12 protein-coding genes are annotated in these 14,011 nt (G+C 75.7%); 9 read left to right on the forward strand and 3 right to left on the reverse strand.

What is annotated here, in order from left to right:
• Nucleotides 1–113 precede the first annotated feature (113 nt).
• From H505_RS0127910 to H505_RS0127925, 4 genes are all read left to right on the forward strand, one after another.
• Nucleotides 114–1,382 (forward strand): sensor histidine kinase, encoded by a 1,269-nt coding sequence (locus H505_RS0127910; RefSeq protein ID WP_026404616.1) that lies wholly within the window; start codon nt 114–116, stop codon nt 1,380–1,382.
• A gap of 13 nt (nt 1,383–1,395) precedes the next feature.
• The gene (locus tag H505_RS0127915) at nt 1,396–2,046 is read left to right on the forward strand and encodes a response regulator (protein WP_026404617.1); all 651 of its coding nucleotides are present in this window, start codon (nt 1,396–1,398) and stop codon (nt 2,044–2,046) included.
• Nucleotides 2,047–2,140: 94 nt separating this feature from the next.
• Nucleotides 2,141–2,461, forward strand: a complete 321-nt coding sequence (locus H505_RS44745; protein ID WP_233617408.1) for a hypothetical protein — start codon at nt 2,141–2,143, stop codon at nt 2,459–2,461.
• Between the two features lie 151 nt (nt 2,462–2,612).
• Nucleotides 2,613–3,305: a DUF4328 domain-containing protein gene (locus tag H505_RS0127925; RefSeq protein WP_026404618.1), complete on the forward strand. Its 693-nt coding sequence runs from the start codon at nt 2,613–2,615 to the stop codon at nt 3,303–3,305.
• A 25-nt stretch (nt 3,306–3,330) separates the two neighbouring features.
• Here the strand turns inward: H505_RS0127925 and H505_RS0127930 are convergent, their stop codons facing one another.
• From H505_RS0127930 to H505_RS0127940, 3 genes are all read right to left on the reverse strand, one after another.
• Nucleotides 3,331–6,792 carry a DNA polymerase III subunit alpha gene (locus H505_RS0127930; RefSeq protein ID WP_026404619.1) on the reverse strand — a complete coding sequence of 1,154 codons (3,462 nt, stop codon included), beginning with the start codon at nt 6,790–6,792 and terminating at the stop codon, nt 3,331–3,333.
• A 4-nt stretch (nt 6,793–6,796) separates the two neighbouring features.
• Nucleotides 6,797–7,072: a DUF6504 family protein gene (locus H505_RS0127935; protein ID WP_026404620.1), complete on the reverse strand. Its 276-nt coding sequence runs from the start codon at nt 7,070–7,072 to the stop codon at nt 6,797–6,799.
• A gap of 142 nt (nt 7,073–7,214) precedes the next feature.
• Nucleotides 7,215–7,505, reverse strand: coding sequence for a hypothetical protein (locus tag H505_RS0127940; protein WP_233617407.1), 291 nt, complete (start codon nt 7,503–7,505; stop codon nt 7,215–7,217).
• Between the two features lie 280 nt (nt 7,506–7,785).
• Here H505_RS0127940 and H505_RS44750 point away from each other — a divergent pair, with 280 nt between their 5' ends.
• The 5 genes from H505_RS44750 to H505_RS0127965 form a co-directional block, all read left to right on the forward strand.
• The gene (locus H505_RS44750) at nt 7,786–8,448 is read left to right on the forward strand and encodes a TetR family transcriptional regulator (RefSeq protein WP_051301245.1); all 663 of its coding nucleotides are present in this window, start codon (nt 7,786–7,788) and stop codon (nt 8,446–8,448) included.
• A 130-nt stretch (nt 8,449–8,578) separates the two neighbouring features.
• Nucleotides 8,579–9,541, forward strand: a complete 963-nt coding sequence (locus H505_RS0127950; RefSeq protein ID WP_026404622.1) for a quinone oxidoreductase family protein — start codon at nt 8,579–8,581, stop codon at nt 9,539–9,541.
• A gap of 52 nt (nt 9,542–9,593) precedes the next feature.
• Nucleotides 9,594–10,961: a DUF4389 domain-containing protein gene (locus H505_RS44755; RefSeq protein ID WP_051301246.1), complete on the forward strand. Its 1,368-nt coding sequence runs from the start codon at nt 9,594–9,596 to the stop codon at nt 10,959–10,961.
• A 97-nt stretch (nt 10,962–11,058) separates the two neighbouring features.
• Complete coding sequence (locus H505_RS52030; RefSeq protein WP_026404623.1) at nt 11,059–12,900, forward strand: serine/threonine-protein kinase; 1,842 nt, start codon at nt 11,059–11,061, stop codon at nt 12,898–12,900.
• Nucleotides 12,901–13,017: 117 nt separating this feature from the next.
• A partial coding sequence (locus tag H505_RS0127965; RefSeq protein WP_026404624.1) for an IS481 family transposase occupies nt 13,018–14,011 on the forward strand: 994 nt, incomplete at its 3' end.

The following is a 14,011-nucleotide window of genomic DNA, read 5'->3' on the forward strand; positions in this document are numbered from 1 at the left end:
GCGTGCGGGAGCGCGCCGCCCCGCCGCATCGGGCGCAGGGCCGGTCCCGGGCGGGCCGCCATCGGCCGAATGACCGATCCGGCGGTCGGCGGAGGGTCGTAGCCTGCATATCCGTGAGTGACACAGGGGCCGGTCTCGACCGCATCCACACCGCGGGCGGATGGGTGGCGCGCATCGCGTACGGGGGCTTCGCCGCCCTGTTCCTGCTGCTGTGCCTGCTGGTCGTGGGCAGGGCGGCGGACCTGTGGATGGTGCTGGTCGCCGCCGGCGTCAACGCCGCCGTGGTGAGCCGCGGGCGGCTGCTGCCCTGGATGGTGGGCGCCGGGTCGCTGTCGCTGTTCAGCAGCCTGTTCCTCGGGACGGCCGTCATCCTCGACTCCGGGGGCGCCCCGAGCCTCTTCGCCGAGATCGGCGGGCTGCTGATCCTGACCGTCCGCACGGTGTGGCGGATGGCGCGGGACCGGGTCGTCCCGGTCGCCGTGCTGCTCGGCGCCGCACTGCTGATCATGCCGCTGCGCTTCTCGCTGGTCTCCGGCGTGCTGTTCACCGCGCCGCTCGGCGTGCTGCTCGCCATCGCGCTCGGGATCGGGCTGTACCTGCGGGCGGTGGACGCGCGGCGGGCCCGGACGGTGACGGCGGCGCGCCGGGACGAGCGCCTCGAACTGGCCCGCGACCTGCACGACTTCGTCGCCCACCACGTCACCGGGATCGTCGTGCAGGCGCAGGCGGCGCGGTTCGCGGCGAGCTCCGGGGCCGCGCAGTCGCCCGAGCAGCTCGACTCGATGTTCGAGGGGATCGAGAAGGCCGGGACGGAGGCGCTGACGTCGATGCGCCGCATGGTCGGCCTGCTGCGGGACGCCCAGCACGTGGACGCCCCGCCCGCCGCGGGCCCGTACGGCCCGTACCCCGGCGGCCCGCACCCCGGCGCCCCGCACCCAGGCGGCCCGCACGGGGACGCGTCCGGCGGCCCGCCCGACCGGGGGTCGGCGACGCGGCCGGTCGGCGACCTCGACCGGCTGCGCGAGCTGGTGGCCGGGTTCACGCACCCGCCCGCCGTCCTGTCCATGGCGCCCGGCCTCGGCGCCCTCCCGCCGGAGGTGGCGACGTCGGCGCACCGGATCGTGCAGGAGGCGCTGACCAACATCCGCAAGCACGCGGCGGACGCCACCTACGTGCGGGTGTCGCTCGCGCGGCTCGGCGGCGGCGTCGAGGTGGCGGTGCGCAACGACGGGCGGGGCCGCGGGCGGCGGCTCCCCTCCAGCGGGTTCGGGCTGGCGGGACTGGCCGAGCGGGTGACCGCGCTCGGCGGGCGGCTGCACGCGGGACCGCGTCCCGAGGGCGGCTGGGAGGTGGTGGCGGTGCTGCCCCTCGGCGAATGCTGAAACAATCGGACACGTGACCATCCGCGTACTGATCGCCGACGACCAGGAGATGGTCCGGACCGGGTTCCGGATGATCGTCGACTCGCAGCCCGACATGACCGTCGTCGGGGACGCCGCCGACGGCCGGCAGGCCGTCGAGCTGGCCCGCCGGCTCCGCCCGGACGTGTGCCTGTTCGACATCCGGATGCCCGTGATGGACGGCCTGGAGGCGACCCGGCTGCTCGCCGGGCCCGGCGTCCCCGACCCGCTCCGCATCGTGATCGTCACGACGTTCGACATGGACGAGTACGTGTACGGGGCGCTGCGCGGCGGCGCCGTCGGGTTCCTGCTCAAGGACGGCGGCCCCGCGCTGCTCGTCGAGGCGATCCGGGCGGCGTCCAACGGCGGGTCGCTGGTGTCGCCGTCGATCACCGTGCGGCTGCTGGAGCACCTGGCGCGGCCCGCGCGGGTCCCGCCCGTCCAGCCGCGCGAACCGCTCACCGAGCGCGAACTGGACGTCGTCCGGCTCGTCGCGCGGGGCCGGACGAACGAGGAGATCGCCGGGGAGCTGTTCGTGTCGCTGTCCACGGTCAAGACCCACGTCGGGAGCGTCCACCGCAAGCTCGGCACCCGGAACCGCGTCGAGACCGCGGCGTGGGCCTGGGAATCGGGCCTGGTGCGCTGACGGACGGGCGTCCGCGGCGGCGGGACGGGCTCACGGAGACGGGACGAGGGGGACGGCGCTGGCACCGGAGTCGCTGAGCGGGCTGCCCACCGCGGTGGTGGCCCTGTGGGCGCTGTGCGGCGCCGGCTGGGTCGCGGTGCTGGCGGGGCTGCGGCGCGGCGTGCACGGCCCCGCCCGCGGACCGTCGCTGCTCGCGCACACCGCCACCCCCGCCGCGGTCGTCCTGCTGTGCGCGCACGTCGGCCACGGGTCCCTGTACGCGACGATCTGGCTCGCCGCCCAGTGGTGGGCGCTCGCGGTCGCCACCGGCCTGCGCCCCGAACGGCTCGTGGCGTCCGGCGGCCTGCGGCGCCTCGCCGGGTGGCTCGCGCTCTCGGCCGCCTTCGCGTTCGCGGCGACGCGGGCGGTGTTCTGAGACGCCGTGTTCTGAGAGACGGTGTTCTTGAGAGACGGTGTTCTTGAGAGACGGTGTTCTTGAGAACGGTCCGAACCGCTCGGGCCGCGGACAAGTCGTACCTTCGTAGTAGACAGAATGTGCCGCACCCCCAAGCCCCCGGAGGTCGACCATGCCGTGCGCCCTCTGCGGCGACATCATCCCCGCCGAGGTGAACCGCTGCCCGGCGTGCGGAGCGTGGGCCCGGCGGCGCGACTTCCGCGCCGTCGGCGTGGCGGTGTTCATGCTGCTCGGGTTCGACGCGTTCGTCGCGCTGGGCTCGGGCATCAGCCTGCTGCGGATGGCGCATCCGCTGCGCCGGGAGACCCGCGAGACGTACGACGCCGTGGCCACCGGTGACGCGATCGCCCCCTACACCGAGGTGTTCACCGTGTACGCGCTCCTGGCCATCGTGACCGGAGTGCTCTACCTGTTCTGGTTCTGGCGCGCCTACGGGCAGGCGCCCGGCCCGCACCGCCACCACCGCGCGTGGGCGCTGTTCGGCTGGCTGACGCCGGTCGTGAACCTGTGGCTGCCGCCGCGCCTGGTGTACGAGGTGTGGGTCAACAGCGGCCGATACCGCACCGCCGAGCGGCAGGCCGCCGGGGCGGTCGTCGCCGCCTGGTGGTGCTGCGCCGTCCTCGGCGTCCTGCTGGCGCGGGCGTTCGCGCACGGCAGCACCGACAGCCTCGCCGAGGCCCGCTTCGACGTCCACCTCGGCGTCGCGGCGGCCGGCTGCCTGGCGCTGGCCGCCGCGCTCTGCATGGCGAACGTCTTCCAGATCACCCGCCTCCAGACCGGGCACGAGGTGGTACCGCGCGTTTGATCGCGACTCCCTCGGCGGCGTCCGGTCAGGGGGTGGGGCCGGAGCTGCCCGTGCTGGCGTGCCACAGCTTCGCCGGCGGACGGGACGCGGCGGGCGCGCCCGCCGGGCCGATGTCGGAGTACGGCGACATCGCGAACCCGGTCGGCTGGACGACGCGGCGGCCGACCGGCCGTCCGGACGGGCCGGGCCGCGCCATCGCCGCGCGGACGGCGGCGGGCCCGCCGCGCCGCCGCTCCTCCTCGAGGAACGCCAGGTCCCAGCAGGCCGTCGCGGTGACGGAGACCGCGCGGCCCCCGGCGCGGCGGATCCGGCCGCGCACCGCCAGCAGCCACGAGCCGAACACGGTGGCGGCGCAGCGGTCCTGCACGGACTCGAAGAACGCCAGGTCGACCGGGCCGGTCGCGTCGTCGAGCGTCGCGAAGACGACCCGCTGCCCGGACCGGACGGCCGGCGTCTGCGTCGCGACCTTCACGCCCGCGACCAGGACGTCCGTGCCGGGCGGGCGGCGCGGCAGGTCGGCGGCGGGCACGGCGCGCAGCACGGCCAGCAGCGGCCGGTAGAAGGTCAGGACGTGCCGGGAGACGTCCATGCCGAGGATCTCCAGCTCGGCCTCGACGATCTCGGCGGGCGTCATCGGCGGCAGGCCGGTGGGCGCGACGTCGCCGAGCGCCGGGTCCGCGACGGGCGCGGCGAGGACGGGTTCGAGCTCGCCGTCGGCGAAGCCGATCGGGAGCTGGCCGTCCGCCGCCCCGGCGCCCCGCCGGGGCCGCCCGGTGACGCGGTCGAGCGCGCCCACGCGGCACAGCAGGTCCCGCCGCGGCGCCGCCCCGCCGCCCGGCGCGGCCGGGTCCGGCGCGGCCGGGTCCGCGCCGGGGGCGTGCGGGGCGTAGAGGGCGTCGAAGCCGCCGGCGAGGACGAGCCGTTCCGCGGTGGGCCGGGACACGCGGGCCCGCCGCCAGAAGTCGGTGAGGGACCGGTACGGACGGCCGCCCGCGCGCGCCTCGACGATCGACCCGACCTCGGCCTCGCCGATCCCCTTCACCTCCGACAGCGCCACCCGGATCCCGGCGGGCCCGCCCTCCGACACCGGCTCGACGTGCCAGTCGGCGGTGGAGCGGTTGACGTCCAGCGGCAGGATCGGCACCCCGAAGTGCCGGGCGTCGTCGAGGATCACCCGCTTGGGGTACATGCCGGGGTCGTGGGTGAGGACGCCCGCGTAGAACGCGGCGGTGTGGTGCCGCTTCAGCCACGCCGACTGGTAGGTGGGCAGGGCGAACGACGCCGCGTGCGCCTTGCAGAACCCGAAGGCGCCGAACGCGGTGAGCGTCCGCCACACCCGGTCGACGGCCGCCTCGCCGTAGCCGCGCGCGCGGGCCCGGTCGCGGAACCACGCGCCGACGGCGGCCTGGCCCTCCGCGTCGCCGAGGGCGCGGCGGGCCGCCTCGGCCGTCGACAGCCCGCAGCCCGTCATGGCGTCCACCACCCGCAGGACCTGCTCGTGGAAGACGACGACGCCGAGGCTCTCGCGCAGCGCCGGTTCGAGGTCGGGGTGCGGGTAGTCGGGCTCGCGGAGCCCGGCGCGGGCGTCCAGGAACGGGCTCACCATGTCGGAGTTGACGGGGCCGGGCCGGAACAGCGAGATGTCGATGACGAGGTCGTCGAGGTCGCGCGGCTGGAGGCGGCCGATCAGCTCGCGCTGGCCGGGCGACTCGATCTGGAAGCAGCCGAGGGTGCGGGACGTGCGGATCAGCTCGAACGTGGCCGGGTCGTCGCGCGGGACGGCCTCGAGGTCGAGCCGCTCGCCGGTGGTGCGGGCGATCTCGTCCACCGCGTGCGCCATCGCCGACTGCATCCGCACGCCGATGACGTCCAGCTTGAGCAGGCCCATCGCCTCGACGTCGTCCTTGTCGAACTGGCTCATCGGGAACCCGAGGGCGCTCTCCTCGACGGGCGTGCGGTCGTGCAGGGTCGGGTTCGACAGCAGCACCCCGCACGGGTGCATGGCGACGTGCCGGGGGATCCCGTCGAGCCGCTCGGCGATCCGGAACAGGACTTCGAGGCGGCCCTGGGCGAGGTTGCTCTGCCGCAGTTCCGGCAGGTCGTGCAGGGCGGCGCGGATCTGCTTGGCGCGGATGTGCGGGAACGCCTTGGCGATCGCGTCGATCTCCTGCGGCGGCAGCCCGACGGCGTTGCCGACGTCGCGGAGCGCGCTGCGCGCCCGGTAGGTCTCCATCATCGACACGCAGGCGGTGCCGTCGGCGCCGTACCGGTCGAACAGCGCCCGGTACGCCTCGTGCCGCCGCGCCGACTCGACGTCCAGGTCGATGTCGGGCAGGCCCTCGCGGCTGTCGGCGAGGAACCGCTCCATCAGCAGGTCGTGCCGGAGCGGGTCGAGGTCGCCGATGCCGATCAGGTGGTTGACGAGGCTGCCCGCGCCGGAGCCGCGGATCGCGCAGCGGATGCCGCGGGAGCGGATCAGCGCGGCCGCGTCGGCGACGGTGAGGAAGTAGGCGGCGAGGCCCTTGCGGGCGATCACGGCGAGTTCGTCGGCGAGCCGGGCGGCGGCCCGCGCGGAGTGCTCCATCCCGCGCCGGACGAGGCCGTCCGCGCAGCGCGCGACGAGCCGCGCGTGGGCGTCGCCGGCGACGGCGGGCAGGTGGACCCGGTCCATGCCGAGGTCGCGGTCCGGGTCGAGGACGCACCGTTCGGACAGCCGCCGGGTCGCGGCGAGCAGCGCGTCCGGGTCGTCCCCCGGGCCGCAGCTCAGCTCGGCGGCCCGCCGCATCTCGGGGATCGGCTTGAGGTACGCGTGGCCGGTGCGCTCCTCCAGGTGGCGGCGGTCCAGCGGGACGAGCCGGCGGGTGACGTCCAGGACCTGCGCCACCGGGTAGTCGGCCGGGTCCAGGTAGCGGACGGCGTTGCCGAGGACGGCGGGCACCCCGGCCTCGCGGGCGAGGGCGAGCATCCGGGCGGCGCGGTGCCCGTCGCCCCGGTCGAAGTGGTTGACGATCTCGACGGCGGTCTCGGCGGCCGCGCGCCACGCCGCGAGCCGCCGCGCGGCCTCGTCCGGGCGCCGCTCGGCGACGGCCCGTCCGACGTCGGAGGCGGGGCCGAGCAGGACGACGAGGCCCTCGGCGTGCGCCCCGACCAGCTCGCGGGTGACCGCGGGCCCGGTGCCGGACGCGCGGACGGCCGCGTGCCCGGGCGCGTGCGCCGCCGAGACCAGCCGGCACAGCGACCGCCATCCGGCGCGGCCCTCGGCAAGGACCACGATCCGGCCGCCGCCGGCGAGCGCGAGGTCGGCGCCGACGACCGCGCCGAGGCCCGCGTCGCGGCAGGCCAGCACGTGCCGGACGGCCCCGTAGAGGCCGTCGCGGTCGGTGACGGCGAGCGTCTCCATGCCCAGTTCGGCGGCGCGCTCGGCCAGCGCGGCGGGCGGCGCGACGCCGTGGCGCAGCGAGTACGCGGACGCGACGTGCAGATGCATCGTGTCAGTCCCATACCCGGGAAAGCAGCCAAGTCTGCGTCGAAACGTCGCATCTCAGCTCGTAGACGCCCGTTTCCGCGCCCGGGGCGGCTTCCACGCGCCAGAATTCGCGTTCGCCCAGGACGTCGCCGTCCGGGTCCTGCTCGCGCCACCAGTCGCGGGTGGCGACCCAGTGCTCCAGCACGCGCCGCACGGTGTAGCACCGGCCGCGCCAGACGAACCGGACCGGACGCCCGTCCCGCACCGAGACGTCCACGGGATCGCCGAACACGCGCGTCATCTGCCTCCCCCTCGCGTTCACCGCACGGGGGAAGGGCATGCGGACGATCGAACATACGTTCGCAGCCGAGTCTAGAGAGATCGCGGAGCGGGAAGCAAGGCGGCCCCTCGCCGGGCGGCCCGGGGGCGGCCCGGGCCGGGGTTCAGGCGAGCAGGCGGGCGAGCCGGTCCGCAACTTGGGCGGCGGCGGCCACGTCGGCCATGCCGCCGCCCGGCCACAGGTAGGACCAGCCGTCCCCGGAGGGGGTGGCGACCACCATGACGCTCCGGCCGGAGCGGGCGCCGCGGACGCTCAGCACCGACTCCCCCGGCCCGGCGAGCCGCCAGGCCAGCCCGCGCAGTTCCACCTCGTACGCGAGCGCCGCGAGGTGCCTCCGGCGCACCCGCGCGAGATCCGGCCCGCCGATGACGGACATGCCGCTCACCCACCTCATCCCGCCGGACGGTAACGTTGGGCTACCGTTAGGCAACGATTCGTGACCGGTCTCAGCATGACCCGAGCGGACGGCCCGCGCAGCGAAAACGCGGAGAACGGTCTGCCTTTCCCGCCGCGGCGGGCGCTGGTCCTCGGCCGGACGTCCGACACGCGGGGCGCCGCGGGGCCAATCGCAACCGAATAGTTGAAATGTCACCCGGATGGGTACCGTGCGGCCGTGATAGAAGCACTGTGAGAGCGGGCGGGCACCGCCCGTGCACCGGGGCAAAGGAGCAGCGATGACCGCCGAAGCGGCCGACGGGCCGCCGGGGCCCCCGTGCGGCCCCTCCGCCGGCGGGGTCCGCGAGCGCAAGAAGCACCGGACCCGGATGGCGCTGATCGACGCCGCCCTGGAACTGTTCGCGCGGAACGGCTACGAGGAGACGACGGTCGACGAGATCGTCGCCGCGCTCCCGGTGTCCCAGCGGACGTTCTTCCGGTACTTCGCGTCCAAGGAGGACGTGATCCTCAGCCAGGTCACGGAGCGGTACCGGGCCCTGGAGGAGGCCGTGGCGGCGCGGCCCGCCGGGGAGCGCCCGTTCACCGCGCTGTTCGAGGCGCTGCGCACCGTGCTGCAGAAGATCGCCGCGGGCGACGAGGAGGACGTCGCCCGGTTCCGCCGGATCCGGCAGGTGATCGAGGCGACGCCCGCGCTGCTGTCGGCCGAGCTGACCCGGTACGCGGCGTCGGAGGGCGCGCTGGTCGCCGAGGTCGCCCGCCGCGAGGGCGTCGACCCGGAACGGGACCCGCGGCCCCGGCTCGTCGTCGCGCTCTTCACCGCCGCGACCCGCGTCGGGTTCGAGGAGTGCTCCCGCCGCGCGATCTGGGACCCCGGGACGATCGCCGCGCGCGTCGACGAGACCGTCGCGCTCGTCGACGCGACCGTCCGCGACTGGACCTGACGCGCCCGCGGCCCGGCGCCGCGGTGGTGGACCCGGGCGTCCGGGGCAGGGAACAACCCGTGCGGGGGCGCGGTTGCCCCGTTCCGTAGCCCGCTGATCAACGCGGTCACCGTCGAGAGGGAGTGGACGCATGCGCGCGATCGTCGTGTCGGAGAACGGCGGCCCGGAGGTGCTGGTGCCCGCCGAGCGCCCGGACCCGGAGCCGGGGCCCGGCGAGGTGCTGGTGGACGTCGCCGCGGCGGGCGTCAACTTCATCGACGTGTATTTCCGGTCGGGCGCCTACCCGCAGCCGCTCCCCTACACGCCCGGCATGGAAGCCGCCGGGACGGTCGCGGCGGTGGGCGCGGGCGTGGACGGCTTCGCCGCCGGCGACCGCGTCGCGTGGGCGAACGTGCAGGGCGCCTACGCGGAGCGGGCCGTCGTCCCGGCGGAGAAGCTCGTGCCGGTGCCGGACGGCGTCTCCTCGGACGACGCGGCGGCCGTCCTGCTGCAGGGCATGACCGCGCACTACCTGGCCCGCTCGACGTACCCGGTCCGGGAGGGCGACACGGTGCTGGTGCACGCGGCGGCGGGCGGCATGGGGCTGCTGCTGACGCAGGTCGCCGCGATGCTCGGCGCCCGGGTGATCGGCACGGCGTCGACCCCGGAGAAGGCGGAGCTGGCGCGGCGGGCGGGCGCCGACACGGTGCTCGGCTACGACGGGTTCGCCGACCGGGTGCGGGAGCTGACCGGCGGCGAGGGCGTCGCCGCCGTGTACGACGGGGTCGGCGCGCCCACGTTCGACGGGAGCCTGGCGAGCCTGCGGCGGCGCGGCGTCCTGGCGCTGTACGGGGCGGCGGGCGGCCCGGTGCCGCCGTTCGACCCGCAGCGGCTCAACGCGGCCGGGTCGCTGTTCCTCACCCGCCCGTCGCTCGCGCACCACGTCGCGACCCGCGCGGAGCTGCTCGAACGCTCCGGCGAGGTGTACCGGTGGGTCGCGGACGGACGGGTGCGGGTGCACGTCGGGCACCGGTACGGACTCGCCGACGCCCGCACGGCGCACGCCGACCTGGAGGCCCGGCGAACCACCGGAAAGCTCCTGCTGACTCCGTGACGGGCCGTAGGGTGGGCCCGGAAAGCTGATCATCCGAGGAGCCCGTGCCCCCATGACCGCCACCACCACCGCCGAACCCCTCGCGCCGGACGAGCCCCGCGTCCTCGGCTCCTACCGCCTGCTCGGACGGCTGGGCCGCGGCGGCATGGGGACCGTCTACCTGGGCGCGGAGCCGAACGGGCGCCGCGTCGCGGTCAAGGTGATCAACCGGGAGCTGGCCGGGGAGCCGGCGTTCCTCGCCCGGTTCCGCCGGGAGGTGACGGCGGCGCGGCGCGTCCACCGGTTCTGCACGGCGCCCGTCCTGGACGCCGAGCTCGACCAGGACCCGCCCTACATCGTCACCGAGTACATCGACGGGCCCAGCCTGCACGACGCGATCCGCGAGCGCGGGCCGCTGCCCGGCTCCGACCTGGAGGGCCTCGCGGTCGGCGTCGCCACCGCGCTCACCGCCATCCACGGGGCCGGGATCGTGCACCGCGACCTCAAGCCCGCGAACGTCCTGCTGTCGTCCACCGGCCCCCGCGTGATCGACTTCGGCATCGCCCGCGCCCTCGACGCCGCCGACGGCCTCACCCGCACCGGGCAGTTCGTCGGGACGCCGTCCTACATCGCGCCCGAGGTGCTGGAGGGCGCGCCCGTCGAGCGGGCCTCGGACGTCTTCGCGTGGGGCTGCGTGGTGGCGTTCGCCGGGACGGGGCGGCCGCCGTTCCGGGGCGAGACGGTCGCGGAGACGTTCCGCCGCATCGGCGCGGAGCGGCCCGACCTGAGCGGGCTCGACCTCCGGCTGCGGGAGATCGTCGCGGCGGCGCTCACCAAGGACCCGCGCGAGCGCCCGACCGCGCAGGACGTCCTGGCGCGGCTCGTCGGCCAGCAGCGGCCGGACCCGGAGCGGCTCGCGGAGTCGGTGTCGGCGACCTGGCGGCGGGACGGCGCGGGCGGCGCGACCACCGCGACGGGCGGGCACCCGCTCCCGCCGCCGGTGCCCGCGCCCGACCCGGACTCCGCCGCGCCGCCCGTCCCGCTCCCGGCGCCCGTCCCGGAGGCCGAGGCCGAGCCCGCGGGCGACGCGGCGGACGGGACGGCCGGCGGGACGGCCGCGAGCGGCGCCGAGTCGACCGTCCTGGTCGACCTGCCGTACCCGGAGGCGTGGCGGGGGGCGCAGCGCTGGCTGACCCTGCTGCGCACCCTCCTGGTGGTCCCGCACCTGGTGGTCATGCTGCTCATGCACATCGCGCTGGTGCTGGTGCTGCTGGCGAGCTGCCTGGTCATCCCGTTCACCGGGCGCTACCCGCGCCCGCTCTACGGCCTGGTCGTCGGCTGCCAGCGGTGGTCGGCGCGCGTCGTCGCGTACGCGTTCGGGCTCACCGGCGAGAAGCTGCCGCCGTTCCGGACGCTGCCCCGCGCCCGGCGCGGACGCTGAACCACCACTAGGCTTCGAACGTCCCATTTCACGGAGGACCGCTAGGGTTCTGACGGACAGTCCCCCCATTCCGCATTTCACCCCCCACAGGATCAGGATGACCACGCACCCAGGAGACAACGGCGAGGCGCTGCGCCCCGGGGACCCCGACCGGCTCGGCCCGTACCGGCTGACCGGACGGCTCGGACGCGGCGGCATGGGCACCGTCTACCTGGGCGAGGACGACGGCGGCCGCCGCGTCGCGGTCAAGGTGATCAACCGGGAGCTGGCCGGGGAGGGCGCGTTCCGGGAGCGGTTCCGGCGCGAGGTGACCGCGGCCCGGCAGGTCCGGCGGTTCTGCACGGCGCCCGTCCTGGACGCCGAGCTCGACCGGGACCCGCTGTACGTCGTCACCGAGTTCATCGACGGGCCGAGCCTGGAGAAGGCCGTGCGGGACCGCGGTCCGCTGCCCGGCTCCGACCTGGAGGGCCTCGCGGTCGGCGTCGCGACCGCGCTGTCCGCGATCCACGGCGCGGGCATCGTGCACCGCGACCTGAAGCCCGCGAACGTCCTGCTGTCGTCCACCGGCCCCCGCGTGATCGACTTCGGCATCGCCCGCGCCCTCGACGCCGCCGACGGGCCCACCCGCACCGGGCAGTTCGTCGGCACCCCGAACTACCTGCCGCCGGAGATCCTGCGCGGCGAGCCGATCACCCCCGCCTCCGACGTCTTCTCGTGGGGCTGCGTCGTCGCCTACGCCGGGACGGGCGTCGCGCCGTTCGCGGGCGACACCGTCCCCGCGATCTTCTACCGGGTGGTGCACGACGCGCCGAAGCTGGACGCGCTCGACCCCGGCCTGCGGGACGTCGTCGCGGCCGCGCTGGACAAGGACCCCCGCAGCCGCCCGTCCGTCCAGGAGCTGCTCGGCCGGCTGGTCGGCACCGGCGCCACCCCCGACCCGGCGACGCTCGCCGAGACGGTCGCGAGCGGCTGGCCCCGCCACGGCGCGGCGGCCGGGGCGGGCGCCGGGATCGGCGCCGGCGTCGCCGGGGCGGGCGCCGCCGGCGCGGGCGTGCAGGACGCGCCGACCCTCCCGTCGCCGCCCGCCCCGGGCGGCCCCGACCCCGCGACCCCCGCGAGGACGGCCCTGCTGCGCGGCGGCCCGACCGGCGACGACTCCACCCGCGACGACGCGCTCCGCACGCCGCCGGCGGCGTCCGGCCCGCGGCCGCCGTCCGGGCCGTCCGGTCCTCTGGGCGGCGGCGTGCCGCGCCGGGCGCTGGCCATCGGCGCCGCCGTGGCCGCCGTCGTCGCGGTGGCCGCGTTCGTCGGGTTCAAGGTCATCGGCGGCGGGCCGCCGGACAAGCTCGCGACCGCGTTCAGCGACGCCTTCGCCAGCGACGACTCCGGCTGGTACACCTTCGGCGAGAACCAGACCTACGTGAACGAGCGGTACCGGATGCGCACCTCCGGCTCCGACTCGGCGCTGAACGCGTTCGTGCCGAAGGGCGAGGTGAAGGACTTCCCCGACCCGCTCCTGGCGACCGTCACCGTCGCCGTCCGCGAGGGCCCCGCCGACGCGCGGTTCGGCATGACGTGCCGGTCGAACGACGAGGGCGCCCGGCAGTACGTCTTCCTGGTCCGCAACGACGGCCAGGGCGCGCTGCTGCGCAAGGTCGACGGGGACCGCGGCACCAAGGACCTCGCGGCGGTCGACTCGTCCGGCGGGTGGGACGAGGAGGGCCCCAACGAGGTCCAGATCGCCTGCGAGGGCAAGGACGACGGCGAGAGCGTCCGGCTGCGGCTCTGGGTGAACGGCGACCGGGTCATCGACGAGACCGACGCCGAGCAGCCGCTGCCGAACGGCCGGGTCGGCCTGCGCATCGAGCGGGGCGGCAACCAGGCCGAGGACGTCACCGCCGAGTTCGACGACTTCGACATGTCGAAGATCCTCGGCTAGCTGTACTGACCATGGAGGTTGCGAACGCGGCGGCACGGTCGGATGATCTTGAAGTGAGGGAGGGCCTCCGGGTTCGGTGTGGATTGCGACATCTGCACCGACCCCCAGGAGGCCCTCATGCCCCACCGTAACGCCCCGCTGACCGAGACCGGACGTCTGCGCCTGGCCCGATGCGTGGTCACCGACGGGTGGCCGCTGCGTCGGGCCGCCGAACGGTTCCAGGTCTCGGTGAGCACCGCACAGCGGTGGGCGACCCGGTACCGGGAACTGGGCGAGGCGGGCATGGCCGACCGGTCCTCCCGGCCCCGCCGCAGCCCGCGCCGGACCCCTGCCCGCACCGAGCGGCGCATCATCAAGGTCCGGGTGCTGCGCCGCTGGGGACCGGCCCGCATCGCCTACCTGCTCGGCCTCAACCCCGCCACCGTGCACCGGGTCCTGACCCGCCACGGCATGCCCCGCCTGGCCCACCTGGACCGCGCCACCGGCCGCACCGTCCGCCGCTACGAGCACGACGCGCCCGGCGACCTGGTGCACGTCGACATCAAGAAACTCGGCAACATCCCCGACGGCGGCGGCCACAAAACCCACGGCCGCGCCGCCGGCGGCCGCAACTCCTCGGCCCACCGCGACCCGCACCGGCCCCGCACCACCGGCGGGCGCCCCAACCTGGGCTACGGCTACCTGCACAACGCCGTCGACGACCACTCCCGCCTGGCCTACACCGAAATCCTGTCCGACGAGACCAAGGAGACGGCGGCAGCGTTCTGGCAGCGGGCGCAGGCGTTCTTCACCCGAGCCGGGATCACCGTGCGGCGCGTCCTGACCGACAACGGATCGTGCTACCGATCACGCCTGTGGCACGACACCCTGACCACGGCCGGCGTCACGCACAAACGAACCCGTCCCTACCGGCCTCAGACCAACGGCAAGGTCGAACGCTACAACCGCACCCTGCTCGACGAATGGGCCTACCACCGGCCCTACCGGTCAGAGACCGAACGCCGCCGAGCACTCCCGCGGTGGCTGCACACCTACAATCACCACCGCGGCCACACCGCACTCGGCGGCCTCCCACCAGCCAGCCGCGTTCCCAACCTCACGAGACAGAACA

Origin of the sequence: Actinomadura rifamycini DSM 43936 (assembly GCF_000425065.1) — a bacterium.
GTDB classification, from domain to species: domain Bacteria; phylum Actinomycetota; class Actinomycetes; order Streptosporangiales; family Streptosporangiaceae; genus Spirillospora; species Spirillospora rifamycini.

Coding starts and splice junctions, on each gene's coding strand:
- H505_RS44750 (WP_051301245.1), top strand. CDS start 7,786: ATGACCGCCGAAGCGGCCGACGGGCCGCCGGGGCCCCCGTGCGGCCCC.
- H505_RS0127935 (WP_026404620.1), bottom strand. CDS start 7,072: ATGACGCGCGTGTTCGGCGATCCCGTGGACGTCTCGGTGCGGGACGGG.
- H505_RS0127930 (WP_026404619.1), bottom strand. CDS start 6,792: ATGCATCTGCACGTCGCGTCCGCGTACTCGCTGCGCCACGGCGTCGCG.
- H505_RS44755 (WP_051301246.1), top strand. CDS start 9,594: ATGACCGCCACCACCACCGCCGAACCCCTCGCGCCGGACGAGCCCCGC.
- H505_RS0127925 (WP_026404618.1), top strand. CDS start 2,613: ATGCCGTGCGCCCTCTGCGGCGACATCATCCCCGCCGAGGTGAACCGC.
- H505_RS0127940 (WP_233617407.1), bottom strand. CDS start 7,505: ATGAGGTGGGTGAGCGGCATGTCCGTCATCGGCGGGCCGGATCTCGCG.
- H505_RS52030 (WP_026404623.1), top strand. CDS start 11,059: ATGACCACGCACCCAGGAGACAACGGCGAGGCGCTGCGCCCCGGGGAC.
- H505_RS0127950 (WP_026404622.1), top strand. CDS start 8,579: ATGCGCGCGATCGTCGTGTCGGAGAACGGCGGCCCGGAGGTGCTGGTG.